The organism is Kineococcus halophytocola (genome assembly GCF_041276425.1).
GTDB lineage: Bacteria > Actinomycetota > Actinomycetes > Actinomycetales > Kineococcaceae > Kineococcus > Kineococcus halophytocola.
Map to the genome: position 1 here is coordinate 64,038 of NZ_JBGFTU010000004.1, position 26,878 is coordinate 90,915.

Here is a 26,878-nt window from a genome sequence, read left to right on the forward strand (position 1 = left end):
CGACGGAGCAGTCGCCGTCCCCTCACCGTGGAGGTCTCCCATGACGGTCTACGAGGCACCCGGACGCGACGGCAGCGTCGTCTCCTACGCCGACCGCTACGACCACTGGATCGGCGGCGAGCGCGTCGCCCCCGCCGAGGGTCAGTACTTCGAGAACCCCAGCCCGGTCACGGGCCAGGCGTTCACCGAGATCGCCCGCGGCACCGCCGCCGACGTCGAGCGCGCCCTGGACGCCGCGCACGCCGCCGCCCCGTCCTGGGGCCGCACCTCCGTCGCCGAGCGCGCCCTCGTCCTGAACCGCATCGCCGACCGCATCGAGGCCAACCTCGAGAAGCTGGCCGTGGCCGAGACGTGGGACAACGGCAAACCCGTCCGCGAGTGCCTCGCGGCCGACCTGCCCCTCGTCGTGGACCACCTGCGCTACTTCGCCGGGGTGGTGCGCGCCCAGGAGGGCGGCATCTCCCAGATCGACGACGACACCGTCGCCTACCACTTCCACGAACCCCTCGGCGTCGTCGGGCAGATCATCCCCTGGAACTTCCCGCTGCTCATGGCGATCTGGAAGCTGGCCCCGGCGCTCGCGGCCGGCAACGCCGTCGTCCTCAAACCCGCCGAGCAGACGCCGGCCTCGATCATGCTGCTCATGGACGTCATCGGGGACCTGCTGCCCCCCGGGGTCGTCAACGTCGTCAACGGGTTCGGCGCCGAGGCCGGCAAGCCGCTGGCCAGCAACCCGCGCATCCGCAAGATCGCCTTCACGGGCGAGACGACGACCGGCCGGCTGATCATGCAGTACGCCAGCCAGAACCTCATCCCCGTCACGCTGGAACTGGGCGGCAAGAGCCCCAACGTGTTCTTCGACGACGTCGCCGCCGCCCGCGACGACTTCTACGACAAGGCGCTGGAGGGGTTCACGATGTTCGCCCTCAACCAGGGCGAGGTGTGCACGTGCCCGTCGCGGGCGCTCATCCAGAGCGGGATCTACGACACGTTCCTGGCCGACGCCCTGGAGCGGACCAAGGCGGTCAAGCAGGGCAACCCGCTGGACACCGAGACGATGATCGGGGCCCAGGCGAGCAACGACCAGCTCGAGAAGATCCTGTCCTACATCGACATCGGGACGAAGGAGGGCGCGAAGCTGCTGACCGGCGGGGAGCGCGCCGACCTCGGCGGGGAGCTGTCGGGGGGGTACTACGTGACCCCGACGGTGTTCGAGGGCGACAACTCCATGCGCATCTTCCAGGAGGAGATCTTCGGGCCCGTCGTCTCCGTGGCCCGGTTCGACCACCCCGACGACGCGCTGAAGATCGCCAACGACACCCTCTACGGCCTCGGCGCCGGGGTCTGGTCGCGCGACATCCACCTCGCCTACCGGATGGGCCGCGGCATCCAGGCCGGGCGGGTGTGGACGAACAACTACCACTCCTACCCCGCGCACGCGGCCTTCGGGGGCTACAAGAGCTCGGGCATCGGCCGCGAGAACCACGCCATGATGCTCGACCACTACCAGCAGACGAAGAACCTCCTCGTGAGCTACTCCACCAGCAAGCTCGGTTTCTTCTGAGCCGACCCACCGGACCGACAGGAGATCGACGATGACCCTGCAGGACGAACGACCCGCCCTCGCCCCCACCGTCCCCAGCACCATGACGGCCGCCGTGGTCACGGCCTTCGGCGAACCGCTCCAGCTCCAGGAGGTACCCGTCCCCGAGCCCGGCCCGGGGCAGGCGCTCGTCCGGGTGGAGACCTCCGGGGTGTGCCACACCGACCTGCACGCCGCCCACGGCGACTGGCCGGTGAAACCCTCACCGCCCTTCATCCCCGGTCACGAGGGGTTCGGGCGGGTCGTGGCGCTCGGCGCCGGGGTGGAGGACCTGTCGGTGGGCCAGCAGGTCGGGAACGCCTGGCTGTGGTCCGCCTGCGGTTCCTGCACCTACTGCAGGACGGGCTGGGAGACGCTCTGCGAGTCGCAGAGCAACGGCGGCTACTCGGTGAACGGGAGCTTCGCCGAGTACATGCTCGTCGACTCCAGGTTCGCCGCCCGGATCCCCGAGGGGGCCGACCCCGTCGCGGTGGCGCCGGTGCTGTGCGCCGGCGTGACCGTCTACAAGGGCCTGAAGATGACCGAGGCCCGTCCCGGCCAGTGGGTCACCGTCTCCGGCATCGGTGGCCTCGGGCACATCGCCGTCCAGTACGCGGTGGCGATGGGGTTGCACGTCGCCGCCGTGGACGTCGACGACGCGAAGCTGGACCTGGCCCGTCGGCACGGGGCCGAGGTGACCGTGAACGCCAGGACGCACGACCCGGCCGAGGTCGTCCAGGCGGCCACCGGCGGGACCCACGGCGTCCTCGTCACCGCGGTCCACCCGGCGGCCTTCGGCCAGGCGCTCGGGGTCGCCCGGCGCGGGGCGACGATCGTGTTCAACGGGTTGCCGCCCGGGGACTCCCCGGCGCCGATCTTCGACATCGTCCTGAAGGGCCTGACGATCCGCGGGTCGATCGTGGGCACCCGTGAGGACCTCGCCGAGGCGCTGGACTTCTACGCCCGCGGCACGATCCACCCGACGACGTCGGTCGAGCCGCTGTCGGCGGTGAACGACGTGCTCGAGCGGATGGCCCGCGGCGGGATCGACGGCAGGGTGGTGCTCGACCTCACCGGGAAGCTCGGGTGACGTCGTGGCGGTAGGGCACACCCCGGCGGCGGCCGCGCAGTTGCGCCGCCTCCGGGCCCGGCACGGGGACCTGATGTTCCACCAGTCCGGGGGGTGCTGCGACGGCAGTTCCCCGATGTGCTTCGCCGACGGCGACTTCATCCTGTCCGACGCCGACGAGTTCCTCGGGAACGTCGAGGTGCCGCCGCTGGAGGGCGAGGACGGGCACGTCGAGGGGTTCACGGTCGGGGTGTGGATGTCCAAGGAGCAGCACCGGGTGTGGGCGCACACGGAACTGACCATCGACCTCGTCCCGGGCCGGGGGGCGGGGTTCTCCCTGGAGGCCCCCGACGGGGTGCGGTTCCTCGTGCGTTCCGACGTCTGCCGCGTCTGAGGCCCGCCGGCGGACGCCGCTCGCTACGGTGGCGGCATGAGCACCCGTGACGTCGTCGTCGCCCTCGTCGGTTACGGCGGTGGCGGCCGGTTCTTCCACGCCCCCGTCGTCGAGGGGGCGCGGGGCACCCGGCTGGGGTTCGTCGTCACGACGAACCCCGACCGGGCGGCCCTGGTGCGGGCCGAGCACCCCGGGGTCGAGGTCGTCGGGTCCACGGCGCAGGCCGTGGCGGCCGGGGCCGAGGTCGTCGTCGTGTCCACCCCGGCCGCCACGCACACGGCGCTGACGGAGGAGGCGCTGGACCTGGGGGCGCACGTGGTGTGCGACAAGCCGTTCGCCCTCGACGCCGCCGCGGCGGAGGCGACCGTGCGGCGCGCCCGGGCGGCCGGCCGGCTGCTCTCGCCCTACCAGAACCGCCGCTGGGACTCCGACCTGCTGACGCTGCGCCGGGTGTTGGCCGAGCGTGAGCTCGGGGAGGTGGTGCGCCTGGAGTCCGCCTTCGAGCGCTGGGCCCCGGGCGACCCGCCCGCCGCCGGGGGCGGGTTGCTGCGCGACTTCGGCGCCCACCTCGTCGACCAGGTGCTGCACCTGTTCGGGCCCGTCGCCGCGGTGGCCGCCCAGACCCGCGGCGGGGACGGGACCGAGCGGGAGTTCCGCCTCCAGCTCGCCCACACCGGCGGGGTGCGCAGCGAGCTGTCCGGGTCGTGGGAGCAGCCCGTCCCCGGACCGCGGTTCCGCGTCACCGGGACGGCCGGGACGTTCGTCGTGGACTCCCCGATGGACGTCCAGGAGGAACTGCTCCTGGCCGGGCGCACCCCGCGGACGGACGGCGCGGCGTGGGGGAGCGAGCCGCCCAGCCGCTGGGGCGCGCTCGCCGCCGGCGGGGGACCGGTGCGGCGGGTGCCCAGCGAGCGGGGCCGCTGGCCGGACTTCTACACCGCGTTCGCGGCGGCCGTGCGCGGGGAGGGCCCCGTCCCGGTCGAGGCCGACGACGCGGTGCGCACCTGCCGGGTCGTCGACGCGGCCCGCGAGGCCGCCCGCACCGGTGAGGTCGTCCGTCTCGCGGGCTGAGACGCCCGTCCCGCGAATTGGACACCGCGTCGGCGGCGCGTAGTCTGCCGGGACACCCGGAGCGGCGACGGCGACCCCGGTGCGCAGCGGGTGTCGACCGCCCGGCCAGGCCGACCCCTGGGGGCCCCTCCCGTCCCGCCGCCCCCGAAGGTTCCCCATGTCCGCCACGCCAGGTCAGACGCGGACGGCGCAGACCGCGCCGCCCACCAACCCCGTCGGCAAGGTCGCCGCCGCCAGCCTCATCGGCACGACGATCGAGTTCTACGACTTCTACGTCTACGCGACCGCAGCCGTCCTGGTCTTCCCGGCGCTGTTCTTCCCCTCCGACAACGACACCGCCGCGACGCTGGCCTCGTTGGCGACCTTCGCCATCGCCTTCGTCGCCCGCCCCGTCGGCTCGGTGTTCTTCGGCCACTTCGGGGACCGCGTCGGGCGCAAGACGACGCTCGTGGCCGCCCTGCTCGTCATGGGGATCTCCACCGTCCTCATCGGCGTGCTGCCCACGCACGCCTCGGTCGGCAACCTCGCCCCGGCGCTGCTGTGCGTCCTGCGCTTCGGGCAGGGGTTCGGCCTCGGCGGGGAGTGGGGCGGCGCGGCGCTGCTGGCGACGGAGAACGCCCCGCCGAACCGCCGCGCCCTGTACGGCATGTTCCCCCAGCTCGGCGCCCCGTTCGGCTTCGTCCTGGCCAACACGCTGTTCATCGTGCTGGCGACGCGGATGGACGACGCCACCTTCACCTCGTGGGGCTGGCGCATCCCGTTCCTGCTGAGCGCCCTGCTCGTCGTCCTGGGCCTGTGGATCCGGCTGAGCCTGGCCGAGACCCCCGTGTTCGCCAAGGCCCTCGCCGAGGAACGGCCGGTGCGCGTCCCGGTGGCCGAGACGTTCCGCCGCAGCGGCAAGGTCGTCGTCCTCGGGGCCTTCTCGGTCATGCTGACCTACACGCTCTTCTACCTGACGACGACGTGGTCGCTGAGCTACGGAACCACGACGCTGGACTACTCCCGCCAGCAGTTCCTGCTCATGCTCTGCGTCGCCGTCCTGTTCATGGCCGCCGCGACCCCGCTGTCGGGGTGGCTCTCGGACCGGTTCGGGCGCCGCCCGGTGCTGGCGACGGCGATGGCGGGCGGGGCCGTCGTCGGCCTGCTCACCGGCCCGCTGCTGGGGTCGGGGCAGACCGCGCTGGTCATGGTGTGGCTGTGCGCCGGGTTGTTCTTCATGGGGCTGGTCTTCGGGCCCATCGGGGCCTACCTGCCCGAGCTGTTCCCGACCACCGTCCGGTACACCGGGGCCTCGCTGGCCTTCAACTCCGGCTCCATCCTCGGGGCCTCGCTGGCGCCGTACACGGCCGTCCGGCTGGCCACCACGTACGACGTGAGCTGGGTGGGCTACTACCTCGCCGGGACGGCCGTCGTGAGCCTCGTCTCACTGGCCCTGCTGCGTGAGACCCGTACCTCCTCCCTGGACTGACCCCCGTTAGGGTGCTGGCGTGGCGGTGAGCGGACGCGTGTACAAGACCCTCTACCGGCACGTTCTCACCCGCATCGACGCCGAGGTCGCCCACCACTGGGCCTTCGCCGGGATGCGGCTCGCCGGCCGCGTCCCGGTGGCCCCGGACCTGCTGCGCCGCAGCTTCACCACCGACGACGACCGGTTGCGGGTGCGGGCCCTGGGGCTGGACTTCCCGACCCCGCTGGGGCTCGCGGCCGGGTTCGACAAGAACGCCACGGGCCTGAAGTCCCTGGGGAACTTCGGCTTCGCCTGCGTCGAGGTCGGCACCGTCACGGCCCTGCCGCAGCCGGGCAACCCCAGGCCCCGGCTGCACCGGCTCGTGGCCGACCGCGCCGTCGTCAACCGCATGGGGTTCAACAACGACGGCGCCGAGGTCGTCGCCAGGCGGCTGCGGCAGTACCGGGCCGTCCCGCCGGCGCACCCCGTCGTCGTGGGCGTGAACATCGGCAAGAGCAAGGTCGTCGACGAGGCCGACGCCGCCGCCGACTACGCGACGTCGGCGCGGCTGCTCGCGCCGTACGCGGACTACCTCGTCGTCAACGTCTCCTCCCCGAACACCCCCGGGCTGCGGGACCTGCAGGCGGTGGAGAAGCTGCGGCCCGTCCTGGCCGCCGTCCGCGAGGCCGCCGACGGGGCGGCCCACCGGCACGTCCCGCTCCTGGTCAAGATCGCCCCCGACCTGTCCGACGCCGACGTCGACGCGGTCGCCGACCTGGCCCTCGACCTCGGCCTGGACGGCATCGTCGCGACGAACACGACGATCGGGCGCGAGGGTCTGCGGACCCCGCCCGAGGTCGTCGAGGCGGCCGGGGGCGGGGGACTGTCCGGCGCCCCGCTCAAGGCGCGCTCGCTGGAGGTGCTGCGCCGGCTCGCCGCGCGCACCCACGGTTCGCTCGTCCTCGTCGGCGTCGGCGGGATCGAGACCGCGGCCGACGTCGCCGAGCGGCTCGAGGCCGGGGCCTCGCTGGTGCAGGCGTACACGGCGTTCATCTACGAGGGTCCCGGCTGGGCGCGCCGGGTCCTGGACCAGCTCGCCGCGAGCCGGACGCGGCGCGAGGGCGACCGCTAGCCCCGACTTGTGGGCGCGGTCCGCGCGGGTGAGGCTTCGACGGTTGCCCGAGCGAAACCCGACCGAGGAGATCCGTGACCGACACGGCCCGGCGCCCCACCGGCCCCACCCCCGACCCGCACCGGGACGCGCCCGACCCCAACCGCTGGCGCGCCCTCGCGGTCTGCCTCGTCGTGGGGTTCATGACGCTCCTCGACGTCTCCATCGTCAACGTCGCCCTACCCTCCATCGAGTCCTCCCTCGGGGCCGGCTCCTCGCAGGTGCAGTGGATCGTCGCCGGGTACGCCCTGGCCTTCGGGCTCGTCCTCGTCCCCGCCGGCCGCATCGGCGACCTGTACTCGCGCCGGCTCATGTTCGTCGTCGGCCTGGCCGGTTTCGTCCTCACCAGCGCGGCCGCCGGGCTGGTGCAGTCGGCCACCGCGCTGGCCGTGGTCCGGCTCGCCCAGGGCATCAGCGCCGGCCTGGTCAACCCGCAGGTCCTCGCCCTCATCCAGCAGTTGTTCACCGGCGCCGAGCGGGGCCGGGCCTTCGGGGCGTTCGGGACGACGATCGGGTTGTCCACGGCCGTCGGCCCCCTCCTCGGCGGCGGCATCCTCGCCGTCTTCGGCGAGCAGGAGGGCTGGCGCGGGGTGTTCCTCGTCAACGTGCCCATCGGCATCGTCCTCATCCCGCTGGCGTGGAAGTGGCTGCCCGGCAGGGACCCGAACCGGTCGACGGGCAGGCTGCACCTGGACGTGACGGGTCTGCTGCTGCTCGCCGCGGCCACCGTCCTGGGCATGCTGCCCTTCGTCCTGACCACCGGGCAGGGGGACTCACCCGCGCGCTGGTGGTTCCTGCTGCCGGCCGCGGTGCTGCTCGCCGCGTTCGTCGCCTGGGAGCGGCGCGAGGGCCGGCGCGGGCGCGAACCCGTCGTCGACGGCGACCTCGTCCGGACCCGCTCCTACAGCAACGGCGCCCTCGTCGGCATCGCCTACTTCGCCGGGTTCACGGGCATCTTCCTCGTCGTGACGCTCTACCTGCAGTCGGGCCTGGGGCTCGCCCCGTGGCAGGCGGGGCTCGTGCAGACCCCCTTCGCGATCATGTCCGGGATCTTCGCGCAGGTCGGTGGCCGCCAGGTCGCCGCGCGCGGCCGGACCGTCGTCGTCGTGGGCCTGGTCGTCGTCGCCGCCGGGTTGCTGGGCGCCGACCTCGTCGCCGCCGCGGTGCAGGGCACCTCCGGGGCGATCGCCCTGGCCGCCTGCCTGGCCGTCGCCGGGGCCGGCTCGGGCCTGGTCATCTCCCCGAACCAGACCCTGGCCCTGGCCGACGTCCCCCCGCGGGTGGCGGGCGTGGCCGGCGGGGTGCTGCAGACCGGGCAGCGCGTCGGATCGGCCGTCGGCGTCGCCGCGACGACCGCGATCTTCTTCTCCACCGTGGCCGGAGCCGGCCTGGGGGGGCAGGCCCAGGAGGCCGGCTCGGGGCAGGGCACGTCGCCGCAGGTGCAGGACGTGTTCGGGCACGCCCTGTCCGACGGCCTGCGGGTGTCCCTCGGGCTCGTCCTGCTCGCTCTCGTCTTCGCCGTCGTCGACCTGCTGCGCCGCCAGGGCCGCACCCCCGGTCACCACGGCCAGCACGGGGCGCACGACGCCTCGGTGGCCAAGCACCGCGCCGGGTAGCGTCGTCCCGTGAGACCGACGCGGTGGACGTGGACGTACGAGGACGCCGAGGGGCGGACGGTGGCGGGGGACGGCACGGAGTTCCCCACCCAGGCCGACGCCGAGGTGTGGATCGGTGAGGCGTGGCACGGCCTGCGCGAGCAGGGCGCCGAGAACGCCCACCTGTGGGCCGACGGCGCGAAGGTGTACGGGCCGCTGTCGCTGCGCCCGGCCGACTGACGTTCCCGCTTCCTTCCCGAGGGCTCCTTCTCGGGGTCGTTGACGCGAAGCGCCGAACCTACCGGCGCTTCGCGTCAACGACACGATCCCGGGCGGCTCAGGAGGGGCGTTCGGTGGGGGAGGTCGCGGCGGTGCGGGCGGGGTCGCGCTCAACGACGTCACCGAGGACGGCGTCGATGCGCTGCAGCAGCTCGGCCGGGATCGTGACCCCGGAGGCCTTGACGTTCTCGCGCACCTGGTCGGGGCGGGAGGCGCCGATGATCGCCGAGGCGACGTTGTCGTTCTGCAGCACCCAGGCCACGGCGAGCTGGGCCATCGACAGCTCCAGCTCCCGGGCGACCGACTTCAGCTCCTGGACCCGCGAGAGCACGTCGTCGCGCATCCAGCGGCTGATCATCTGCTTGCCGCCCTTCTCGTCGGTGGCGCGGCTGCCCTCCGGCGGAGCACCGCCGGGGGTGTACTTGCCGGTCAGGACCCCCTGGGCGACGGGGGAGAAGACGATCTGCGAGATGCCGAGCTCGCGCGAGGTCGGCACGACCTCCGGCTCGACCACCCGGTACAGCGCGGAGTACTGCGGCTGGTTGGAGATGAGCTGGAAGCCCAGCTCGCCGGCCAGCTCGTGGCCCCGGCGCAGCTGGTCGGCGGTCCACTCGCTGACGCCGATGTAGAGGGCCTTGCCGGCGCGGACGACGTCGGCGAACGCCTGCATCGTCTCCTCGACCGGGGTCGAGACGTCCCAGCGGTGCGCCTGGTAGACGTCGACGTGGTCGGTGCCGAGGCGGCGCAGGGACCCGTCGATCGACTCCAGGACGTGCTTGCGCGAGAGCCCGGAGTCGTTGTGGCCCTTGGGGCCGGTGGGGAAGTAGACCTTGGTGAGGATCTCCAGGCTCTCGCGGCGCTGACCCTTCAGCGCCGTGCCCAGGACCGTCTCGGCGGCCGTGTTGGCGTAGACGTCGGCGGTGTCGAACGTCGAGATGCCGGCGTCGAGCGCGGCGTGCACGCATGCGACGGCCGCCTCGTTCTCGACCTGCGAGGCGTGGGTGAGCCAGTTGCCGTAGGTGATCTCGGAGACTTTCAGACCACTGCGACCGAGGTGTCGGAACTCCATGACCGTGAACCTAACGCCCCCGGTGCGCGGGGGCGAGGGGCGGCCGTCAGGCGGGCTGCGTCCGCGGGGCGCGCCGGTCGACGGTGGTGGAGCGGGCGGCGAGCAGGACCCGGGCCGCCCCGGCCGCGGTCAGGGCCGCCCCGAACAGGTGCAGGACGACGGCCAGGCCGGGCAGCCCGTCCAGGCTCTGGTAGGTGCCCAGCGCGGCCTGCGCCACGAACAGCACGAGCAGGACCGTGGCGCGGCGGGCGACCAGGTCGTCGCCGGCGCGGCGGGCCACGAGGACCACCACGGCCGCCAGCGCGAGGGCGGCCACCGCGACGACGCCGTGGACGACGGTCACCGTGGCCCAGTGCACCGGGATCCGGTGGATCTCGGCGCTGTCCCCGGGGTGCGGCCCCGCACCGGTGACGACGGTGCCGACGACGACCACCACGCCGGTGACGACGACGAGCCAGCGCGCGAGCCGGCGGGTGCTCTCGGCGGGGGCCGGGACGACGGCGCGGTGGGCGATGTCGTAGCTGACGGTCGTGGACACGAGCAGGGCGATCGCGGCGAGGAAGTGCCCGGCCACGACGTAGGGGTTCAGGCCCGTCAGGACGGTGATGCCGCCGACGACCGCGTTGAGCAGGACCCCGACGAACTGGCCCCAGGCCGAGAACAGCAGCGCGCGGTGGCGGGGGCGCTGCAGCAGGCAGGCGATGATCACGGCACCGACGGCCACGCAGATGACCACGGTCAGCAGGCGGTTGCCGAACTCGATGGCCCCGTGCAGCCCCGTCGCGGCCGTCGCGGAGGTGAAGGAGTCGTCGGTGCACCGCGGCCACGTCGGGCAGCCCAGCCCGGAGCCGGTGACGCGGACGATGCCGCCGGTGACGATGATGAGGACGGCGACGGCGACGGCGACCGTCGTCGTCCAGCGGACCGCGCGGGTGTGCGTGCGCGGCTGCCGGGTGGCCGGGTCGGTGAGCTGGGTCATGACCGGCGGCTCAGGCGGGGTGGGCGCCGCGGGCGACCATCGGGACCGGGCGGCGCATGCGCCGGATCTGCAGGGCGCGGGTCACCCCGTAGGAGACCAGGCCGCGGTCGGGTTCGGGGAACCTCGCGGCGACCGCCCGCTTGACCTTGCGGCTTAGCACGATGCTGTCGACGACGACGATCGCGAGCATGGCGTAGATGAGCAGGGTGGTCCCGAGCACCAGCGTCGTGGACCCCAGCGGGGTGGCGACCATCGACAGGACCAGCGAGATCCCCGCGATGATGAGGAAGTACTCGCCCACGTTGCGGCGGGCGTCGACGACGTCGCGCACGAAGCGCTTCTGCGGCCCCCGGTCGCGGACCGGGAGGTAGCGCTCGTCGCCGGTCAGGAGGGCGGACTGCACCTTGGCGCGCTCCTCGCGCTGGGCGGCGCGGCTGGCCTTCTGGGCCGCCTTGCGGTCGGCCGGGACCAGGGGACGCTGGTTGCGGGCCTGCGCCTCGCTGCGCCTGGGCGTCGGGCGCCCCTTGCCGCCGACCTTCGTCAGCTCGACGACGGGCGGCTGCTCGACCGCGGGGGCCGACTTCTCCTTCGAGCGTCCGAACACACGTGCAGGGTACGTCACCGGGCGGGGCCCGGACCCGGGCGTGCCGGGGCTGTGTAGCGTCGCGGACGTGAGCGATCCCACGGTCCCCACCCGCGAACCCGCCCGCCCGGACGCCGACCGCCTGGCGCACCTGCGCGCCGCGTCGGCCGCCCAGGACGGGGCGACCCGGGCCGACCTGGAGGCCCTGGTCCGCGTCCCCGGCGTCTCCGCGCGCTCCTTCGACCCGGCCCACGTGCACGCCAGCGCCGCCGCCGTCGCCGACCTGCTGCGCGGGGCCGGGCTGACCCGCGTGGACGTCCTGACGGCGCGCGCCCCCGGCGCCGGCCCGGACGGCGGGGAGCTGGAGTCGCACCCGGCCGTCGTGGGCTCGCGCCCGGCCCCGGCCGGGGCGCCGACCGTCCTGCTCTACGCCCACCACGACGTGCAGCCGCCCGGCCGCGAGGAGGACTGGTCGAGCCCCCCGTTCGAGCCCACCGAGCGCGCCGGGCGGCTGTTCGGCCGCGGCGCCGCCGACGACAAGGCCGGCGTCATGGCCCACGTGCACGCGCTGCGGACGCTGCTGCCGACCTGGGGCCCGGACGACGGCGTCGGGGTGACGGTCTTCGTCGAGGGCGAGGAGGAGATCGGCTCACCGACCTTCGCCGCCTTCCTCGCCGAGCACCGCCGGGCCCTGGCCGCCGACGTCATCGTCGTGGCCGACTCGGGCAACTGGCGGGTCGGGGTGCCCGCGCTCACCACGACGCTGCGCGGCCTCGTGGACTGCGACGTGACGGTCGACGTCCTGACGCACGCCGTGCACTCGGGGGTCAACGGGGGCCCGGTCCTGGACGCCCTCACCTGCCTGGCCCGGCTGCTGGCGACCCTGCACGACGAGAACGGGGACGTCGCCGTCGACGGTCTGCACAGCTCCACCGCGCCCGTCGTGGACCTGGACGAGGCCACCTTCCGCGCCGACGCCGGGGTGCTGCCGGAGGTCCGGCTGGCCGGCACGGGCACCGTGGCCGACCGGCTGTGGACCAAGCCGGCGATCTCGGTCATCGGGCTGGACGCCACCCCCGTGGACCGGGCCAGCAACACGCTGGTCCCCTCGGCGCGGGCCAAGATCAGCATGCGGATCGCCCCCGGTCAGGACCCCTCGGCGGCCATGACGGCGCTGCGCCGGCACCTGCAGGCCAACGCGCCCTTCGGCGCGCGCGTGCGGGTGCAGGACGGGGAGGAGGGCCAGGCCTTCTCCGCCGACACCTCCACCGCGGCCCACGCGGTCGCGCGGGAGGCCTTCGCGGCGGCCTTCGGGGTCCCGGTCGTGGAGATGGGGATGGGCGGGTCCATCCCGTTCGTGGCCGACCTGTCGGCGGTCTACCCCGAGGCCGCCATCCTCGTCACGGGCGTGGAGGACCCCGACTCCCGCGCCCACGGCGCCGACGAGTCGCTGCACCTGGACGACTTCGCCAAGGTCTGCCTGGGTGAGGTCCTGCTGCTGGACGGGCTCGCGGCGCGGGTGGGCCGCACGCGGCAGGCGTAGCCTGATCCCTCCCGACCCGTCGGGAACAGGCCGACCGCCCCGGCGGTTGTGCCCACCGACAGTCCGCCGCGAGCGCTTCCGGAGACGATGCTCATGACCACCACCAGCGACACCACTGCCGCGACGACCGCCGAGCCGGCGGCGACCCACGGGGTCCTGCTGACCGACGTGGCCGCGACCAAGGTGCGCACGCTGCTCGAGCAGGAGGGTCGCGACGACCTCCGGCTGCGCATCGCCGTGCAGCCCGGCGGCTGCTCGGGCCTGATCTACCAGCTCTACTTCGACGAGCGGGCCCTCGACGGGGACGCCGTGTGCGACTTCGACGGGGTCGAGGTCGTCGTGGACAAGATGAGCGGGCCCTACCTCGACGGCGCGACGATCGACTTCGCCGACACGATCGAGAAGCAGGGGTTCACCATCGACAACCCCAACGCGGGGAGCAGCTGCGCCTGCGGTGACTCCTTCAGCTGACCGCGCGCCCAGCCGACCGGCCCCTGCCCCCGACCCGGGGGCGGGGGCCGGTCGCGTGTGGGCGCTGGCCCCGCCGCGCGAGCCCGCCGGCCGGGAGCGCTTCGACGTGGGCGGGTCCCGCTTCGCCTTCGAGGACGCCGTCCCCGTCGAGGGGGAGGACCTCGTCGCGGCCGGGGGCGACCTGCGCCCGGCCACCGTCCTGCAGGCCTACCGGTGCGGGCTGTTCCCGATGGGGCTGGGCGGGGGCGGGCGCGGTCCGCTGGGCTGGTGGTCCCCGGACCCCCGGGGGGTCCTGGTCCCCGAGCGCGTCCACGTCTCGCGCTCGCTGCGCCGGTCCCTGCGCACCTTCGAGGTCCGTCTGGACACCGCCTTCGACGACGTCGTCGCCGGCTGCGCCGACCCCTCGCGGCCGGGGGCGTGGATCACCGCCGACGTCGCCCGCGCCTACGGGCGCCTGCACCGGCTGGGGTGGGCGCACTCGGTGGAGGTGTGGCGCGACGGCGAGCTCGTGGGGGGCCTGTACGGCCTGAGCCTGGGCGGCCTGTTCGCGGCCGAGTCCAAGTTCCACCGGGTCACCGACGCCTCCAAGGCCGCCGTGGTGGCCCTGGCCGAGCTCATGACCTCCGACGGGGTGCGGGGCCGCCTGGTCGACGTGCAGTGGCGCACCGCGCACCTGGCGACGCTGGGGGTCCAGGAGGTGCCGCGGCGGGAGTACCTGAGCGCCCTGGGCACCGCCCTGGCCCGGCCCGTGCCCCGCCCCCTGCGCCCGGCGGGCCCGGCGCGCCCCGATCGGCCGAACGACTACGACGGGGGGTAGTCTCTGTCAGCGAGGGGACGATCCTGCGAAGGACCAACGCGTCAGGCGCACGAAACGTCCCCGTTCACTGCTCGTACGTGGAGAGGCCGACGTTGGGTACGCGAGACTCGGGCGCGACGCGTCGTCGCCGTCCCCCCAAGGCGCTGGTCGCCGGCGCCCTGACCGGGGGTGCGGCACTGCTGCTGACCGGCTGCGCGGGGGACTGGCCGGACGCTTCGGCGAGCAACTTCTTCCTCCCCGACGCCAGCATCGGCGCCACCGACATGACCCCGCGCATGTCCCAGCTGTGGGACGGGTCCTGGATCGCCGCCCTCGCCGTGGGCGTCCTGGTCTGGGGTCTGACGATCTGGGTCGTCGTGGCCTACCGGCGGCGCAAGGGCGACCCGGAGCTGCCGCCGCAGGTCCGCTACAACATGCCCATCGAGATCCTCTACACGATCGTCCCGGTCATGATGGTCGGCGTCCTCTTCTACTACGTCGCCCGTGACCAGCAGGCCATCCTCGACACCTCCGAGACGCCGGACGTCACCGTCCAGGTCGTCGGCAAGAAGTGGTCCTGGGACTTCAACTACCTCGAGGGCAACGGCGACTCCGCCCAGCCCGGTGTCTACGACACCGGCCGCCAGGCGGACCTCACCGGCCGCGAGGGCGTGGAGGAGGACCTGCCGACGCTGTACCTGCCGGTCAACGAGAGGGTGCAGTTCGACCTGTACTCGCGCGACGTCATCCACTCCTTCTGGGTCCCGGCGTTCCTCATGAAGATGGACATGATCCCGGGCAGCCCGAACAAGTTCCAGGTCACCCCCACCAAGGAGGGCGACTTCAAGGGCAAGTGCGCCGAGCTGTGCGGTGAGTACCACTCCGAGATGCTCTTCAACGTCCGGGTCGTCTCGGCCGAGGAGTACCAGCAGCACCTCGACGACCTCGCGGCGGCCGGCCAGACCGGGTCCCTGCCCATCACGCTCGCCGGGGCCAACGAGATCGCCGGCGTCCAGGCCGACTCGGTCCGCTCGAACGAGGAGGAGAACTGATGGCTGCTGAGAGCCTCGACCTGCCCGGCACCGCCCGGCGCGTGACCTCGCGCCAGACGCTGGGTGCGGTCGTGCCGCGCTCGCGCGGTCAGGTCATCGCCAACTGGCTGTCGAGCACCGACCACAAGGTCATCGGCAACCTGTACTTCATCACCTCGTTCATCTGGTTCCTCATCGGCGGGATCATGGCGCTGCTCATCCGCGCCGAGCTGTTCGAACCCGGCATGCAGGTGTTCGCCACCAAGAACGAGTACAACCAGGCCTTCACCATGCACGGCACGGTGATGCTGCTGCTGTTCGCGACCCCGCTGTTCTCGGCCTTCGCGAACGCGATCATGCCGCTGCAGATCGGTGCGCCGGACGTGGCGTTCCCGCGGCTGAACATGTTCGCCTACTGGCTGTTCCTGTTCGGCGGCCTGATCGCCGCCGCCGGGTTCATCACCCCCGGCGGGGCCGCGAGCTTCGGCTGGTTCGCCTACGCGCCGCTGAGCGACGTCGTCCACTCCCCGGGGCTGGGCGGCAACCTCTGGGTCATGGGCCTGGCCTTCTCCGGGTTCGGCACGATCCTCGGTGCGGTCAACTTCATCACCACGATCATCTGCATGCGCGCTCCCGGCATGACGATGTTCCGGATGCCGATCTTCACCTGGAACACGCTCATCACGAGCGTCCTGATCCTCATGGCCTTCCCGGTCCTGGCCGCCGCGCTGTTGGCGCTGGCCGCCGACCGCATCATGGGGGCCCACGTCTTCGAGGCCGCCAACGGCGGGCCGATCCTGTGGCAGCACCTGTTCTGGTTCTTCGGGCACCCGGAGGTCTACATCATCGCGTTGCCGTTCTTCGGCATCGTGACCGAGATCTTCCCGGTCTTCAGCCGCAAGCCCGTCTTCGGCTACAAGGGCCTGGTCTTCGCCACCATCTCCATCGCCGGCCTGTCGGTGACGGTGTGGGCGCACCACATGTACGTCACCGGCAAGGTCCTGCTGCCGTTCTTCGCCTTCATGACGATGCTCATCGCCGTGCCCACCGGGGTGAAGTTCTTCAACTGGATCGGGACGATGTGGCGCGGGTCGCTGACCTTCGACACGCCGATGCTGTGGTCGGTCGGCTTCCTCGTGACGTTCCTCTTCGGTGGTCTGACCGGCGTCATCCTGTCCGCGCCGCCGCTGGACTTCCAGCTCTCGGACTCCTACTTCGTCGTGGCGCACTTCCACTACGTCGTCTTCGGCACGGTCGTGTTCGCGATGTTCGCCGGCTTCTACTTCTGGTGGCCCAAGCTCACCGGCAAGATGCTCCACGAGGGCTGGGGCAAGGTGCACTTCTGGCTGCTGTTCGTCGGCTTCCACAGCACCTTCCTCATCCAGCACTGGCTGGGGGCGGCCGGGATGCCGCGTCGCTACGCCGACTACCTCGTGGGCGAGGGCTTCGAGACGATGAACCAGATCTCCACGATCGGGTCGTTCGTCCTGGGCCTGTCCTTCCTGCCCTTCCTGTGGAACGTCTACCGGACCGCCCGCTTCGGCGAGAAGGTCACCGTGGACGACCCGTGGGGCTACGGCGCCTCCCTGGAGTGGGCGACCTCCTGCCCGCCGCCGCGCCACAACTTCACGTCGCTGCCCCGGATCCGCTCCGAGCGCCCGGCCTTCGACCTGCACCACCCCGAGGTCGCGGCTCACGACAACCACGACGGCGGGGGCAACCTGCTCGATGCGGTCTACGGCGGCTCGGACCGTCGCGGCCGTGAAGACGTCCACGGAGGGCACTGACCGATGAAGCCTGAAACCTGGCTGTTCTCCGGCGGGATCCTGTTCTTCCTGCCCGTCGCCTTCGTCTACGGGATGCTGACCCGTTGGGACGAGTGGGTGGGGTTCATCGCCCTGCTGCTCACCGGTGGTCTGGCCCTCCTCGTCGGCACGTACCTGACGATCACCGCCCGCCGCATCGACGAGCGTCCCGAGGACAACCCCCGGGCCGACATCTCCGAGGGCGCGGGGGAGCAGGGCTTCTTCTCCCCGCACTCCTGGTGGCCGCTGTACCTGGCCGCCGGTGGCGCCGTCACCTTCCTGGGGGTGGCCGTCGGCTGGTGGCTGTGGCTCATCGGCGTCGTCATCACCGTGCCGATGATCGTCGGCTGGGTCTTCGAGTACTACAAGGGCGAGCACGCCCACTGAACCCGGTTCGCGCCAGGGCCCCGCACCGTTCCCGGTGCGGGGCCCTCGTGCGTCCGGGCCGGCGCCTCAGTGCTGCGGGTGCAGTCGCACCGCCAGCAGCGCCACGTCGTCCGCCGGCCGCTGCGGCAGCATCCGCTCCAGGACCGCCTCGCACAGCTCGTCGAGGGTGGGGTCCCCGAGGGCGACCTCCGCCAGCGTCCCGCGCAGGCGGGCCAGGCCGTCGTCCAGCACCTCGTCGCGGCGTTCGACGAGACCGTCGGTGTAGAACAGCACGGTCGAGCCCGCCTCCAGCGCGGCCACGCTCTCCCCGCGCGGCCCCTCGGGCAGCACCCCCAGGAGCAGTTCGGCGGCCGCGGCCTGCAGCCAGGACACCCCACCGGCGGGGGTGAGCAGGACGGGCGGGGGGTGCCCGGCGTTGGACCACACCAGCCGTCGCACCCCGCGCCGGGCCTCCTGCGGCGTCTGCTCCAGCCGCGCCACCACCGCCGTCGCGGTCGTGCCCACTCCCAGGGTGACCATCGCCCGGTCCACCCCGGTCAGGACGGCGGCCGGTCCCGCGTCGGTGGCCACGGCGATCCCGCGCAGCAGCGAACGGACCTGGGCCATGGCCGCCGCCGCGTCGGTGTCGTGCCCCAGCACGTCCCCGATGGTCAGGATCGCCGCCCCGGACGGCTGCACGAAGGCGTCGTACCAGTCCCCGCCCACCTGCGCCGTCTCCGCGGCCGGGGTGTACCGCACCACGATCTCGACGTCGTCCGGCTGGGCGGGGTCGCTGAGCAGCGACCGCTGCAGGGCCTCGGCGAGCTCACGCTGCTGCCGGTACAGACGCGCGGTGTCCAGGGCCAGCCCGGCCCGCCCGGCGATGTCGGTCGCGGTGGCGGTCTCCTCGGCGGTGATCGGGCTGCGGGCCGCGCCGTTGGCCAGCATCAGCGTGCCCAGGGTCCGCCCCCGGGCACGCAGCGGCAGGATCAGCAACGACTCCGGGGCCAGCCCGGTGACCAGGTCACGGGCCCGGCCCGGTTCCAGCACCGAGGTCAGGTACTCCAGGGCCCGGGTCGGCTGCACCTGGGCCCGGCCGGTCGACAGGGCCCGGTCCAGCAGCGACCCCGGACGCAGCACCTGCAGGCGGGTGGCGGCGTACTCGGCCACGACCGGGCGCACCGCCTCCTCGGCGTGCCAGCTGCCGACGTCCCGCAGCCCCCGGGCGCTGCTGCGTCGTTCGTCGGTGACCAGGCTGACGATGCACCAGTCCGCGAGCAGGGGAACCACCAGTCGCGCCATCCGGCCGACGGCCTGCTCGGCGTCCAGGGTGCTGGTCAGCTCGCTGGTCACCGCGGCCAGCAGCTCCGCGCGGGCGGTCGCCCGCCCCAGGTGGGCGACGAGCTGCTCCAGCTCACGGGTGCGGGCGAACAGGTCGTGCTCGACGCGTTCGGCGCGTTCGCGCAGGCGTTCGCTCAGCTCGGAGGAGACCCGGGCGGCGTCGCGGCTGTGCACGTAGTCGGTGATGTCGTCGGAGCGGTGCAGCAGCATCACGACCTCACCGTCCTCGTCGAGGATCGGGACGTTGCGCGGGCTCCAGAACCGTTCCTCGTAGGTGCCGTCGGGCATGGGGATGTCGTACTTCTGCACGGCCATCGTCTGCGGCCGGCGGGTGTCGCGGGCCAGGGCCAGCGAATCGCGCAGGTTCACCAGCCCGTCGGCGCCGGGGTCGTCGGGGTTCACGGGGAACACCTCGAACAGCCCGCGCCCGACGGTGCCCCCCAGCGTGGTGGCGGTGACCTCGAGCCGGGCGTGGTTGGCCCGCAGGATGACGAAGTCCGGCGTGAGCAGCAGCAGCGGGACGGGGGTCTCGTCGAAGACCCGCCGGAAGTCCAACTCGGGTGGTGGCCTCAACCGGTTCGTCCTCCTCTGACCGGGACACCCCCCGCAGCGAGGTCCGCGTCCGAGGAGCCTAGCGAGCACCTCCCGGGGACGGGCACCCGCGCAGGTCGTCCCCGCTCACGTCCGCGACGGTCACCGAGGTCGTGGGGCACCACGTGCAACGGGACACGGGCGCGCAGCGTCCCCCTCCGGTGAGAACGTCGGCCGAGGTGCGAGCATGGTCGACGGGGAAGCACGAGAGGGCGTCCGCGCCCGGGGGAGAGCACGTCTGTGATGCAACGTCCTGGTCAGTCCACGTCCGTGCGCCGGCGCACGCTCGTCGGGGTCCTGCTGGGGGCCGCGGCCCTCCCGGCCGTCACCGCCTGCCAGTCCGACACCGGGGGGCCCGGGGCCGCCCCGGCGGCCACCCCGCCCAGCGTCACCGTCAGCCCCGCGGACGCGGCCACCGACGTGCGACCGGACGCGCCCGTGAGCGTCACCGTCGCCCACGGCACGCTCACCGACGTCACCGTGACCGCGCCCGACGGCACGGCCGTCGCCGGGGCCCTGGACCCGGCCGGCACCACCTGGACCTCGCAGGGGCCCCTCGCGGTGGGGACCGCCTACGCGGTCCACGCGGTCGCCGCGGGCGCCTCCGGGGCCTCCACCACCCACGACAGCACCCTGACGACGCTGACGCCCGTGGACACCGCGTTCCCGGCCGTGGCGCCGCTGGCCGGGCACGAGGTCGGCGTCGGCATGCCCGTCATCGTGACCTTCGACTCGCCCGTGGCCGACGACCGCCGCCGGCTCGTGGAGGAGAACCTGCACGTCACGGTGACGCCGGCGCCGGTGCCGGGGTCGTGGAGCTGGCAGTCCGACACCGAGGTGGAGTACCGCCCCGAGCAGTACTGGCCCGCCCGCTCGGCCGTCCACCTCGACATCGACCTCGGGTCGGTCGAGGTGGCCCCCGGGGTGTGGGGCACGACCCGCGACATCGACTTCACCGTCGGCTCGGCCATGGTCAGCACCGTCGACATCGCCGCCCACACCCTCACGGTGACCCGGGACGGCCAGGTGCTGCGGACCATCCCGGTCACCCTGGGGCAGTCCGGTCACTCCGGGACGTTCGTGACCCGCAGCGGGACGAAGGTGATCATGAGCCTGGAGCGGTCGCGGCAGATGAACTCCGAGACCACGGGCATCGGGCAGGACGACCCGAACTACTACGACGTCGCCGTCGAGTACGCGATGCGCGTGACCAACTCCGGGGAGTTCCTGCACGCCGCGCCCTGGTCGGTGTCCTCGCAGGGCCGGGCCAACGTCAGCCACGGCTGCACCGGCATGAGCACCGAGGACGCGCGGTGGATGTTCGAGCACTCCAAGGTCGGCGACGTCGTCGTCTACACCGGCAGCGACCGGGGGATCGAACCCGGCAACGGCTTCACGGTGTGGAACGAGACCTACCAGCAGTGGCAGCAGGGGTCGGCGTTGCCCGCTTGAGCGGGCGGGTCAGCGCCCGCCGGGTCTGGCGGGTCGTCCTCCTCGCCGCCACCGTCGCCGCCGTGGTCGTCCTGTCCCGTCGGCTGGAGGCGGCCGACCTGGGGGAGCGGCTGCGGTCGGCCCACCCCGGGTGGGTGCTCGCCGCGGCCGCCTGCTCGCTGCTGCCGCTGTTCGGCAACGTCGCGTCGATGGCCGCGCTCTCACCGGTCCACCTGCCCCCGGTGCGCACGTGCGTGCTCTGGCTGGCCACGTCCTTCGTCAACCTCGTGACGCCCTCGAGCTCCGGCGGGGTGGCCCTGACCGTCCGCTACCTGCAGCGGCGGGGGCTGCCGCTGGCGGTGGCGGTCACGACCATCGGCATCGTGCAGTCCACGTCGCTGGTCGTCACGGGCGTCCTGATCCTCGCGGCGCTGCTGCGGGCCGGGCGCTCGGCCGGGTCCACCGTGAGCGTCCCCTGGCCCCTGCTGGGGGCGGGGACCGCCGTCCTGGTGGTGGCGCTGCTGCTGGCCCGCCTGCACCCGCGGGTCCGGCGCTGGACGGCGCAGCGGGTCGTCGCGCCCGTGCGCGCGGAGTGGCCGGCGCTGCGCCGGGTCCTGACCCACCCCGGGCGGGTGGCGGTGGCCCTGCTCGGGCACCTGGGCGTCCCGCTGGGGTTCGCGGCGACCCTGTGGTGCGCCGTGCGGGCCGTCGGGGGCGAGGCGCCCCTGCTGCTGCTCGTCCTCGTCGTCGTGGGCAGCTCGGCGGTCACGGCGGCGGTGCCGGTGCCGGGCGGCGTCGGGGCCTCCGAGGCCGCCCTGACCGCCGGGCTGGTCGCCTGCGGCGTGACGGCCGAGGCGGCCCTGTCGGCGGCCCTGCTGCACCGGACGCTCACGTTCTGGCTGCGGGTCCCGCCCGCGTGGGTGGCGCTGGTCTGGCTGCGGGGGCGGCACGCGGTCTGAGCGCCGGGACCCGCCGTGCGGGCCCCGGCGCCGGGCTCAGCCCGTGAAGGAGGAGATGTCCCCCACGTAGCGGGTGTGGTCGGCCGGGACCGGCTCGACGGCCGCGAGGGCGACCTCGGCGGCGAAGCCCGCCACGTCGTACAGCCTGCCGGCGGCCTCCTTGCGGGTGGCCAGGGCCCCGGGGTTGGACCGTTCGAGCAGGGTCGCGGTGATGGTGCCCTCGATCATGTCGCCGGAGACGACGACGAACTCGACGCCGGCCGCCTCGACGGTCGGGATGAGGGCCCGCAGCGCGTCCTCCCCGGCGCGCTTGCTGCGCGCGACCGGCTCGTAGTCCGGCATCGTCTCGACCGTGTCGATGAAGTGCGCCTGGTGACTGGTGACGAAGACGATGCGCGAGCCGGGGCCCAGCAGGGGCAGGGCCGTCTCCAGGGCGTTGACCTGCGCGTCGCGGTTGAGCCGCATCGCGTAGTCCTCGGCGACGTCGCGCTCCATGCCGCCGGAGGCGTTGAGGACGAGGACGTCCAGCCCGCCCAGCTCCGAGCGCACGCGGTCGAACATCGCCTGCACCGAGACCGGGTCGGTCAGGTCGGCGGCGATGGCGACCGCGCTGGCCCCGCCGGCGGTCAGGCCCGCGACGAGCTTGTCGGCGCGGGCCGCCTTGTCCCGGTAGTTGACGACGACCGAGGCGCCCGCCTCGGCGACGTACGTCGCGGTCTGGGCCCCGATGCCGCGGGAGGAGCCGGTGATGAGGACGCGCTGGCCGGAGAGGCTGCCGGGGGCGAGGGGGTTGGTCACGGGGCAGGAGCCTAACTGTTCGTCGTGGTCGTCTGGTCGGTCGTCTGCTCGGCGTCCGGTCCGCTCGTGGCACCGGGCGGGGCACCGGGCGGGGCACGCAGAAGGGCCCCGAGCCGGTGGCTCGGGGCCCTTCTGGTGAGGCGGGTCAGCCGTGGGTCGTCTGCGACGTCCCGATGGCCGGGTGGTCGGCCCGGTCGAGCTCGTCGGCGTGCGCCTGCTCCAGCTCACCGTGGTGGTCGTGGTGGGAGGCGGCCAGCTCGGCCGGGGTCACCGGCTCGACGCGGTCCTCGAAGTAGAACCTCGAGAGCCGGCGCTGGACCTTGCCGAACAGGGTGTCCGGGTTCCCGGCGTCGACGCGGTCCTCGATCTCCATGGGACGCAGGTTGTCGTGCTGGACCAGCGTCCACCGCTCCAGGTCCGTCAGGGGAGCGTGGACCTCGATGAACTCACCGTGCGGCAGGCGGACGATGCGGCCGGTCTCGCGGCCGTGCAGCGCCTTCTCGCGGTCCTTGCGCTGCAGCCCCAGGCAGATGCGCTTGGTGACGACGAACGCCAGCGCCGGCAACGCGAACACGAGGACGCGCAGCGACCGCGTGATGTCGTTGATCGACAGGTTCAGCATGTGGGCGATGATGTCGTTCCCGCCGGAGATCCAGAGCAGGACGTAGAACGTCAGCGCCATGACGCCGAGACCCGTGCGGGTCGGCTGGTTGCGCGGGCGGTCCAGCAGGTGGTGCTCGCGGCGGTCGCCGGTCGCGGCCTGCTCGATCCACGGGTACAGGACCATGATGCCCATCGTCAGCAGGATGACGACCGTGGTGGGGATGAAGATGTTCATCGAGAACGTGAAGCCCCACAGCGTGAACTCGAACCAGCCCGGCATGAGGCGGACCGCACCGTCGAGCCAGCCCATGTACCAGTCCGGCTGGGAACCGGCGGTGACGGGGGAGGGGTCGTACGCGCCGTAGGCCCAGATCGCGTTGATCTGCACCAGCGCCCCGAGCGCCGCGATGACGCCGAAGACGATGAAGAAGAACCCACCGGCCTTGGCCATGTACACCGGGAACAACTGGAAGCCGACGACGTTGTCCTCGGTCCGACCGGGGCCGGGGTACTGGGTGTGCTTGTGCACGACGACCAGCATGAGGTGCACGGCGATGAGGGCCAGGATGATCGCCGGCAGCAGCAGGATGTGGATGGTGAAGAACCGCGGGATGAAGTCGGTCCCGGGGAACTCGCCGCCGAACAGGAAGAAGCTGATGTAGCTGCCGACCACCGGCACGGCCAGGATGATCGCCTGCGCGATGCGGATCCCGGTGCCCGAGAGCAGGTCGTCGGGCAGGGAGTACCCGGTGAAGCCCTCGAAGACGGCCAGGATGGCCAGGATCGAGCCGATGACCCAGTTGACCTCACGCGGCTTGCGGAACGCCCCGGTGAAGAAGACGCGGGCCATGTGGACGATCGTCGCGGCGACGAAGACCAGGGCGGCCCAGTGGTGGATCTGGCGCATGAGCAGGCCACCGCGGACGTCGAACGAGATCCGCAGCGAGGACTCGTAGGCCTCGGAGACGTGCTGGCCGTAGAGCGGGATGTACTGGCCGTAGTACGTGGTCTCGGCCGCGCTCGGCTCGTAGAAGAACGTCAGGAACGTCCCGGTCAGCAGCAGGATCACGAAGCTGTACAGCGTGATCTCGCCGAGCATGAAGGACCAGTGGTCGGGGAAGATCTTCCGGGCGAACCCGTTGACGACCTTGCTGGCGCCGACGCTGTCGTCGGCGAAGTTCGCGACGCCACCCGCCGCCTTGTCGATGGTGCTCATCCGCGCTCCCAGAAGCTCGGGCCCACGGCTTCGTGGAAGCCGCTCGTCGCCACCAGGTAACCCTCGTCGTCCACTGCGATCGGCAGCTGGGGGAGGGGCCGCTTGGCGGGGCCGAAGATCACCTTGCAGTCCTGCGTCAGGTCGAACGTCGACTGGTGGCAGGGGCACAGCAGGTGGTGGGTCTGCTGCTCGTACAGGGCCACGGGGCAGCCCATGTGGGTGCAGATCTTGGAGTAGGCGACGGTCCCGTCGACACCCCACTCGTTCTGCTTCTCGCTCAGGAGGTCCTGCTCCAGCCGCATGATGAGCACGGCGGACTTGGCCTTCTCGTTCAGGGGGTGCTCGACGTCCTCGATGCCCTCGGGCAGGACGTGGACGACCGAGCCGAGGGTGACGTCCGCGGCGCGGATGCGACCGCCCTCGGGGTCCTTGACCAGGTGGATGCCGTCCTCCCACATGGTCGTGGACAGGTCGTTCCCCGGCAGCGGGCCGGTGTCGCGGAAGAAGAAGACCGCCGGGATCGGGAACAGCGCCAGGGCCCCGACGAGGGTGTTGCGGATGAGCGGGCGACGGCCCAGCCCGGCCTCGCCGGCCCCCTCCTTGAGGATGGCCACGGCTGCCGCGCGCTCGGCCGCGGTCCCGCGCTGGCGGTGACGCATGTCGATGCGCTCGTCGTCCGGCATGAGCGTCTTGGCCCAGTGCACGGCCCCGACGCCGAGGGCGAACAGCGACAGGAACATCGACAGGCCGATGGCCTTGGTCGACCAGCTCACGCGCTCGAAGCTGCCGTCGTACTTGATCGCGATGATCGAGACGATGATCCCGATCGAGCCGAGGATCGACAGCAGCAGGAAGAAGGCGACCTGCCGCTCGGCGCGCTTGGCGGCCTGCGGGTCGGTGTCGCCCATCCGGTGCCGGTGCGGCGGCAGGCCCGGGTTCTCGAAGCGGTCGGGAACGCCGCCCCCGGGCTTGGCCAGGGCCGACCCCGGCTGCCCGTGCGCCTCGTCGGCGCGTTCGATGTCGCTCATGCTCCCTGCCCGTCCGGTTCCTTCACGTTGCTCACTGAGGTGCTCGTCAGCGTCGGGTTGCTCATCAGGAGGACTTCATCCCCAGCCACACCGAGACGCCGATGAGGGCGCCGATGCCCGCGATCCACGCGACCAGGCCCTCGGAGACCGGCCCGAGCGAGCCCAGGGTGAGCCCACCCGGGTCCGGGCGGGTGTCCTCGCCACCGCGGTCGGTGAGCCAGGCGATGATCGCCGTCTTGTCGTCGGGGCTGATGTTGTTGTCGTTGAAGACCGGCATCGACTGCGGGCCGGTCTGCATCGCCTCGTAGATGTGCTTGGCCGAGGTGCCGGTCAGGTCCGGGGCGTACTTGCCGGCGGTCAGCGCGCCGCCCTTGCCCTGGGAGTTGTGGCACATGGCGCAGTTGGTGCGGAAGATCGCCGCGCCGCGGGCGACCTCCTCGTCGGAGACGCCGCTGGTGTCCAGCTGCTCCTCGGTCGGGACGGCCGGGCCCGGGGCGAGGGAGGCGATGTAGGCCGCCATCTGGTCGATCTGCTCCTGGGAGAAGCGGATCTTGTCGACCTCGGGGGCCTGCGCGCCGGACTGGGCCAGCGGCATGCGCCCGGTGCCGACCTGGAAGTCGACCGAGGCCGCCCCCACGCCGATGAGGGAGGGGCCGGGGTTCTTGCCGTCGACGACCGGGCCGCCCTGGGCGTCCAGGCCGTGGCAGGTGGAGCAGTTGGCGAGGAAGAGCTCCTTGCCGGTCTGGATGTCGTCGGCCGAGGCGGTCGCGGTGGTCGCCCGGGCCTCGCGGGGCGACAGGGCCGCGTACAGGCCCCCGACGAGGAGCAGCGCCAACGCGATCAGCACGACGACGGCCATGGGGTGGCGCCGTCGGGCGCTGAGTGCGGTGAGGGTCCTGGTCACGGTGCTGGTGCTCGCTTCCTACGGGGGCGTTCGGGACTGCGTGTGGGGAACGACGTCGAAAGCTCGTTCGTCACTTCAAGACGTAGATGACCGTGAAGAGGCCGATCCACACGACGTCGACGAAGTGCCAGTAGTACGAGACGACGATGGCGCTGGTCGCCTCCTGGTGGCCGAAGCGCTTGGAGGCGTATGAGCGGCCGATCACCATGAGGAAGGCGATGAGCCCGCCGAAGACGTGGATGCCGTGGAAGCCGGTGGCGAGGATGAAGACCGAGCCGTAGGCGTTCGTGGCGATGGTCAGGCCCTCGTGCGCCAGCTCGGCGTACTCGAAGACCTGACCGGCGACGAAGAGGCCGCCGAAGATGTAGGTGAGGACGAACCACTCCTGCATGCCCCACTTGGAGAACTGCAGGAGACCGCCGGTGCGGCGGGGCTGGAAGCGTTCCGCGGCGAAGACGCCGAACTGGCACCAGAACGAGGAGATCACGAGGATCGTCGTGTTGACGCTCGAGAACGGGACGTTGAGGAGCTCGGGGCCGGACTCCCACAGCGCCGGGGCGACGGACCGGATCGTGAAGTACATGGCGAAGAGCCCGGCGAAGAACATCAGCTCGCTGGACAGCCACACGATCACGCCGACCGACACCATGTTGGGTCGGTTCACCGACCCGTGTGCAGGACTCGGGGTACTGCTCTGGACAGCCTGTGCACTCGCCACGGCGCCAATCATGCCCCACCCCCGGCGCGGTTCGCTGC

Annotated in this window: 25 protein-coding genes; 16 read left to right on the forward strand and 9 right to left on the reverse strand. The window is 72.6% G+C overall.

Annotation, left to right across the window (positions count from 1 at the left end):
- Window positions 1-40 precede the first annotated feature (40 nt).
- The 8 genes from exaC to AB2L27_RS04430 all read left to right on the forward strand — a co-directional run bounded on the left by exaC (window position 41) and on the right by AB2L27_RS04430 (window position 8,569).
- Complete coding sequence (gene exaC / locus AB2L27_RS04395; protein WP_370440257.1) at window positions 41-1,564, forward strand: acetaldehyde dehydrogenase ExaC; 1,524 nt, start codon at window positions 41-43, stop codon at window positions 1,562-1,564.
- An 82-nt stretch (window positions 1,565-1,646) separates the two neighbouring features.
- On the forward strand, window positions 1,647-2,672 hold the full coding sequence (adhP, locus tag AB2L27_RS04400) for an alcohol dehydrogenase AdhP (protein WP_370440405.1): 1,026 nt from the start codon (window positions 1,647-1,649) through the stop codon (window positions 2,670-2,672).
- Window positions 2,673-2,676: 4 nt separating this feature from the next.
- Window positions 2,677-3,045: a DUF779 domain-containing protein gene (locus AB2L27_RS04405; protein ID WP_370440258.1), complete on the forward strand. Its 369-nt coding sequence runs from the start codon at window positions 2,677-2,679 to the stop codon at window positions 3,043-3,045.
- 36 nt (window positions 3,046-3,081) lie between these two features.
- The gene (locus AB2L27_RS04410; protein ID WP_370440259.1) at window positions 3,082-4,116 is read left to right on the forward strand and encodes a Gfo/Idh/MocA family protein; all 1,035 of its coding nucleotides are present in this window, start codon (window positions 3,082-3,084) and stop codon (window positions 4,114-4,116) included.
- A 157-nt stretch (window positions 4,117-4,273) separates the two neighbouring features.
- A complete protein-coding gene (locus tag AB2L27_RS04415) occupies window positions 4,274-5,584 on the forward strand; it encodes an MFS transporter (RefSeq protein WP_370440260.1) in 1,311 nt (436 codons plus the stop codon).
- 37 nt (window positions 5,585-5,621) lie between these two features.
- Complete coding sequence (locus AB2L27_RS04420) at window positions 5,622-6,695, forward strand: quinone-dependent dihydroorotate dehydrogenase (protein WP_370440406.1); 1,074 nt, start codon at window positions 5,622-5,624, stop codon at window positions 6,693-6,695.
- Window positions 6,696-6,769: 74 nt separating this feature from the next.
- Window positions 6,770-8,350, forward strand: coding sequence for an MFS transporter (locus tag AB2L27_RS04425; RefSeq protein ID WP_370440261.1), 1,581 nt, complete (start codon window positions 6,770-6,772; stop codon window positions 8,348-8,350).
- A gap of 9 nt (window positions 8,351-8,359) precedes the next feature.
- Entirely contained in the window at window positions 8,360-8,569 is a 210-nt protein-coding gene (locus tag AB2L27_RS04430) for a hypothetical protein (protein WP_370440262.1), read from the forward strand.
- 97 nt (window positions 8,570-8,666) lie between these two features.
- On the opposite strand, the gene AB2L27_RS04435 is transcribed toward AB2L27_RS04430, so the two are convergent.
- From AB2L27_RS04435 to AB2L27_RS04445, 3 genes are read right to left on the reverse strand one after another with little or no spacing between them, the layout of a single operon-like run.
- Complete coding sequence (locus AB2L27_RS04435; RefSeq protein ID WP_370440263.1) at window positions 8,667-9,677, reverse strand: aldo/keto reductase family protein; 1,011 nt, start codon at window positions 9,675-9,677, stop codon at window positions 8,667-8,669.
- Window positions 9,678-9,723: 46 nt separating this feature from the next.
- On the reverse strand, window positions 9,724-10,656 hold the full coding sequence (locus AB2L27_RS04440; RefSeq protein ID WP_370440264.1) for a COX15/CtaA family protein: 933 nt from the start codon (window positions 10,654-10,656) through the stop codon (window positions 9,724-9,726).
- 10 nt (window positions 10,657-10,666) lie between these two features.
- A complete protein-coding gene (locus AB2L27_RS04445; RefSeq protein WP_370440265.1) occupies window positions 10,667-11,260 on the reverse strand; it encodes a DUF3043 domain-containing protein in 594 nt (197 codons plus the stop codon).
- Between the two features lie 67 nt (window positions 11,261-11,327).
- On the opposite strand from AB2L27_RS04445, the gene AB2L27_RS04450 reads away from it, so the two are divergent.
- The 6 genes from AB2L27_RS04450 (at window position 11,328) to AB2L27_RS04475 (ending at window position 17,272) form a co-directional block, all read left to right on the forward strand.
- Window positions 11,328-12,782, forward strand: coding sequence for a dipeptidase (locus tag AB2L27_RS04450; protein ID WP_370440266.1), 1,455 nt, complete (start codon window positions 11,328-11,330; stop codon window positions 12,780-12,782).
- A gap of 93 nt (window positions 12,783-12,875) precedes the next feature.
- Complete coding sequence (locus AB2L27_RS04455) at window positions 12,876-13,253, forward strand: HesB/IscA family protein (protein ID WP_370440267.1); 378 nt, start codon at window positions 12,876-12,878, stop codon at window positions 13,251-13,253.
- A 106-nt stretch (window positions 13,254-13,359) separates the two neighbouring features.
- On the forward strand, window positions 13,360-14,070 hold the full coding sequence (gene aat / locus AB2L27_RS04460; RefSeq protein ID WP_370440407.1) for a leucyl/phenylalanyl-tRNA--protein transferase: 711 nt from the start codon (window positions 13,360-13,362) through the stop codon (window positions 14,068-14,070).
- A gap of 92 nt (window positions 14,071-14,162) precedes the next feature.
- Window positions 14,163-15,101 (forward strand): aa3-type cytochrome oxidase subunit II, encoded by a 939-nt coding sequence (gene ctaC / locus AB2L27_RS04465; protein ID WP_370440268.1) that lies wholly within the window; start codon window positions 14,163-14,165, stop codon window positions 15,099-15,101.
- Window positions 15,101-16,867 carry an aa3-type cytochrome oxidase subunit I gene (ctaD, locus tag AB2L27_RS04470; protein WP_370440269.1) on the forward strand — a complete coding sequence of 589 codons (1,767 nt, stop codon included), beginning with the start codon at window positions 15,101-15,103 and terminating at the stop codon, window positions 16,865-16,867. Before ctaC ends, ctaD begins: the two co-directional genes overlap by 1 nt.
- A 3-nt stretch (window positions 16,868-16,870) precedes the next feature.
- A complete protein-coding gene (locus AB2L27_RS04475) occupies window positions 16,871-17,272 on the forward strand; it encodes a cytochrome c oxidase subunit 4 (RefSeq protein WP_370440270.1) in 402 nt (133 codons plus the stop codon).
- Window positions 17,273-17,338: 66 nt separating this feature from the next.
- On the opposite strand, the gene AB2L27_RS04480 is transcribed toward AB2L27_RS04475, so the two are convergent.
- A complete protein-coding gene (locus AB2L27_RS04480; RefSeq protein WP_370440271.1) occupies window positions 17,339-19,165 on the reverse strand; it encodes a SpoIIE family protein phosphatase in 1,827 nt (608 codons plus the stop codon).
- A gap of 261 nt (window positions 19,166-19,426) precedes the next feature.
- Here AB2L27_RS04480 and AB2L27_RS04485 point away from each other — a divergent pair, with 261 nt between their 5' ends.
- Together AB2L27_RS04485 and AB2L27_RS04490 are read left to right on the forward strand one after the other, a co-directional pair.
- Window positions 19,427-20,635, forward strand: coding sequence for a L,D-transpeptidase (locus AB2L27_RS04485; protein WP_370440272.1), 1,209 nt, complete (start codon window positions 19,427-19,429; stop codon window positions 20,633-20,635).
- Window positions 20,632-21,573, forward strand: a complete 942-nt coding sequence (locus AB2L27_RS04490) for a lysylphosphatidylglycerol synthase transmembrane domain-containing protein (RefSeq protein WP_370440273.1) — start codon at window positions 20,632-20,634, stop codon at window positions 21,571-21,573. Before AB2L27_RS04485 ends, AB2L27_RS04490 begins: the two co-directional genes overlap by 4 nt.
- 36 nt (window positions 21,574-21,609) lie before the next feature.
- Here the strand turns inward: AB2L27_RS04490 and AB2L27_RS04495 are convergent, their stop codons facing one another.
- From AB2L27_RS04495 to ctaE, 5 genes are all read right to left on the reverse strand, one after another.
- Window positions 21,610-22,371, reverse strand: coding sequence for an SDR family oxidoreductase (locus AB2L27_RS04495; protein ID WP_370440274.1), 762 nt, complete (start codon window positions 22,369-22,371; stop codon window positions 21,610-21,612).
- A gap of 145 nt (window positions 22,372-22,516) precedes the next feature.
- A complete protein-coding gene (qcrB, locus tag AB2L27_RS04500) occupies window positions 22,517-24,190 on the reverse strand; it encodes a cytochrome bc1 complex cytochrome b subunit (RefSeq protein WP_370440275.1) in 1,674 nt (557 codons plus the stop codon).
- Complete coding sequence (gene qcrA / locus AB2L27_RS04505) at window positions 24,187-25,218, reverse strand: cytochrome bc1 complex Rieske iron-sulfur subunit (RefSeq protein ID WP_370440276.1); 1,032 nt, start codon at window positions 25,216-25,218, stop codon at window positions 24,187-24,189. Before qcrA ends, qcrB begins: the two co-directional genes overlap by 4 nt.
- Before the next feature lie 64 nt (window positions 25,219-25,282).
- Window positions 25,283-26,077, reverse strand: coding sequence for a cytochrome bc1 complex diheme cytochrome c subunit (qcrC, locus tag AB2L27_RS04510; protein ID WP_370440408.1), 795 nt, complete (start codon window positions 26,075-26,077; stop codon window positions 25,283-25,285).
- A gap of 115 nt (window positions 26,078-26,192) precedes the next feature.
- Window positions 26,193-26,852 carry an aa3-type cytochrome oxidase subunit III gene (gene ctaE / locus AB2L27_RS04515; RefSeq protein ID WP_370440277.1) on the reverse strand — a complete coding sequence of 220 codons (660 nt, stop codon included), beginning with the start codon at window positions 26,850-26,852 and terminating at the stop codon, window positions 26,193-26,195.
- Window positions 26,853-26,878: the final 26 nt, after the last annotated feature.

Bases quoted from the DNA above. Each gene is read 5' to 3' on its own strand.
- AB2L27_RS04475 (WP_370440270.1), top strand. From the start codon at position 16,871: ATGAAGCCTGAAACCTGGCTGTTCTCCGGCGGGATCCTGTTCTTCCTG.
- qcrB (WP_370440275.1), bottom strand. From the start codon at position 24,190: ATGAGCACCATCGACAAGGCGGCGGGTGGCGTCGCGAACTTCGCCGAC.
- AB2L27_RS04435 (WP_370440263.1), bottom strand. From the start codon at position 9,677: ATGGAGTTCCGACACCTCGGTCGCAGTGGTCTGAAAGTCTCCGAGATC.
- AB2L27_RS04415 (WP_370440260.1), top strand. From the start codon at position 4,274: ATGTCCGCCACGCCAGGTCAGACGCGGACGGCGCAGACCGCGCCGCCC.
- ctaE (WP_370440277.1), bottom strand. From the start codon at position 26,852: ATGATTGGCGCCGTGGCGAGTGCACAGGCTGTCCAGAGCAGTACCCCG.
- AB2L27_RS04410 (WP_370440259.1), top strand. From the start codon at position 3,082: ATGAGCACCCGTGACGTCGTCGTCGCCCTCGTCGGTTACGGCGGTGGC.
- AB2L27_RS04485 (WP_370440272.1), top strand. From the start codon at position 19,427: ATGCAACGTCCTGGTCAGTCCACGTCCGTGCGCCGGCGCACGCTCGTC.
- exaC (WP_370440257.1), top strand. From the start codon at position 41: ATGACGGTCTACGAGGCACCCGGACGCGACGGCAGCGTCGTCTCCTAC.
- ctaD (WP_370440269.1), top strand. From the start codon at position 15,101: ATGGCTGCTGAGAGCCTCGACCTGCCCGGCACCGCCCGGCGCGTGACC.
- AB2L27_RS04440 (WP_370440264.1), bottom strand. From the start codon at position 10,656: ATGACCCAGCTCACCGACCCGGCCACCCGGCAGCCGCGCACGCACACC.
- qcrC (WP_370440408.1), bottom strand. From the start codon at position 26,077: ATGGCCGTCGTCGTGCTGATCGCGTTGGCGCTGCTCCTCGTCGGGGGC.
- adhP (WP_370440405.1), top strand. From the start codon at position 1,647: ATGACGGCCGCCGTGGTCACGGCCTTCGGCGAACCGCTCCAGCTCCAG.
- qcrA (WP_370440276.1), bottom strand. From the start codon at position 25,218: ATGAGCGACATCGAACGCGCCGACGAGGCGCACGGGCAGCCGGGGTCG.
- AB2L27_RS04455 (WP_370440267.1), top strand. From the start codon at position 12,876: ATGACCACCACCAGCGACACCACTGCCGCGACGACCGCCGAGCCGGCG.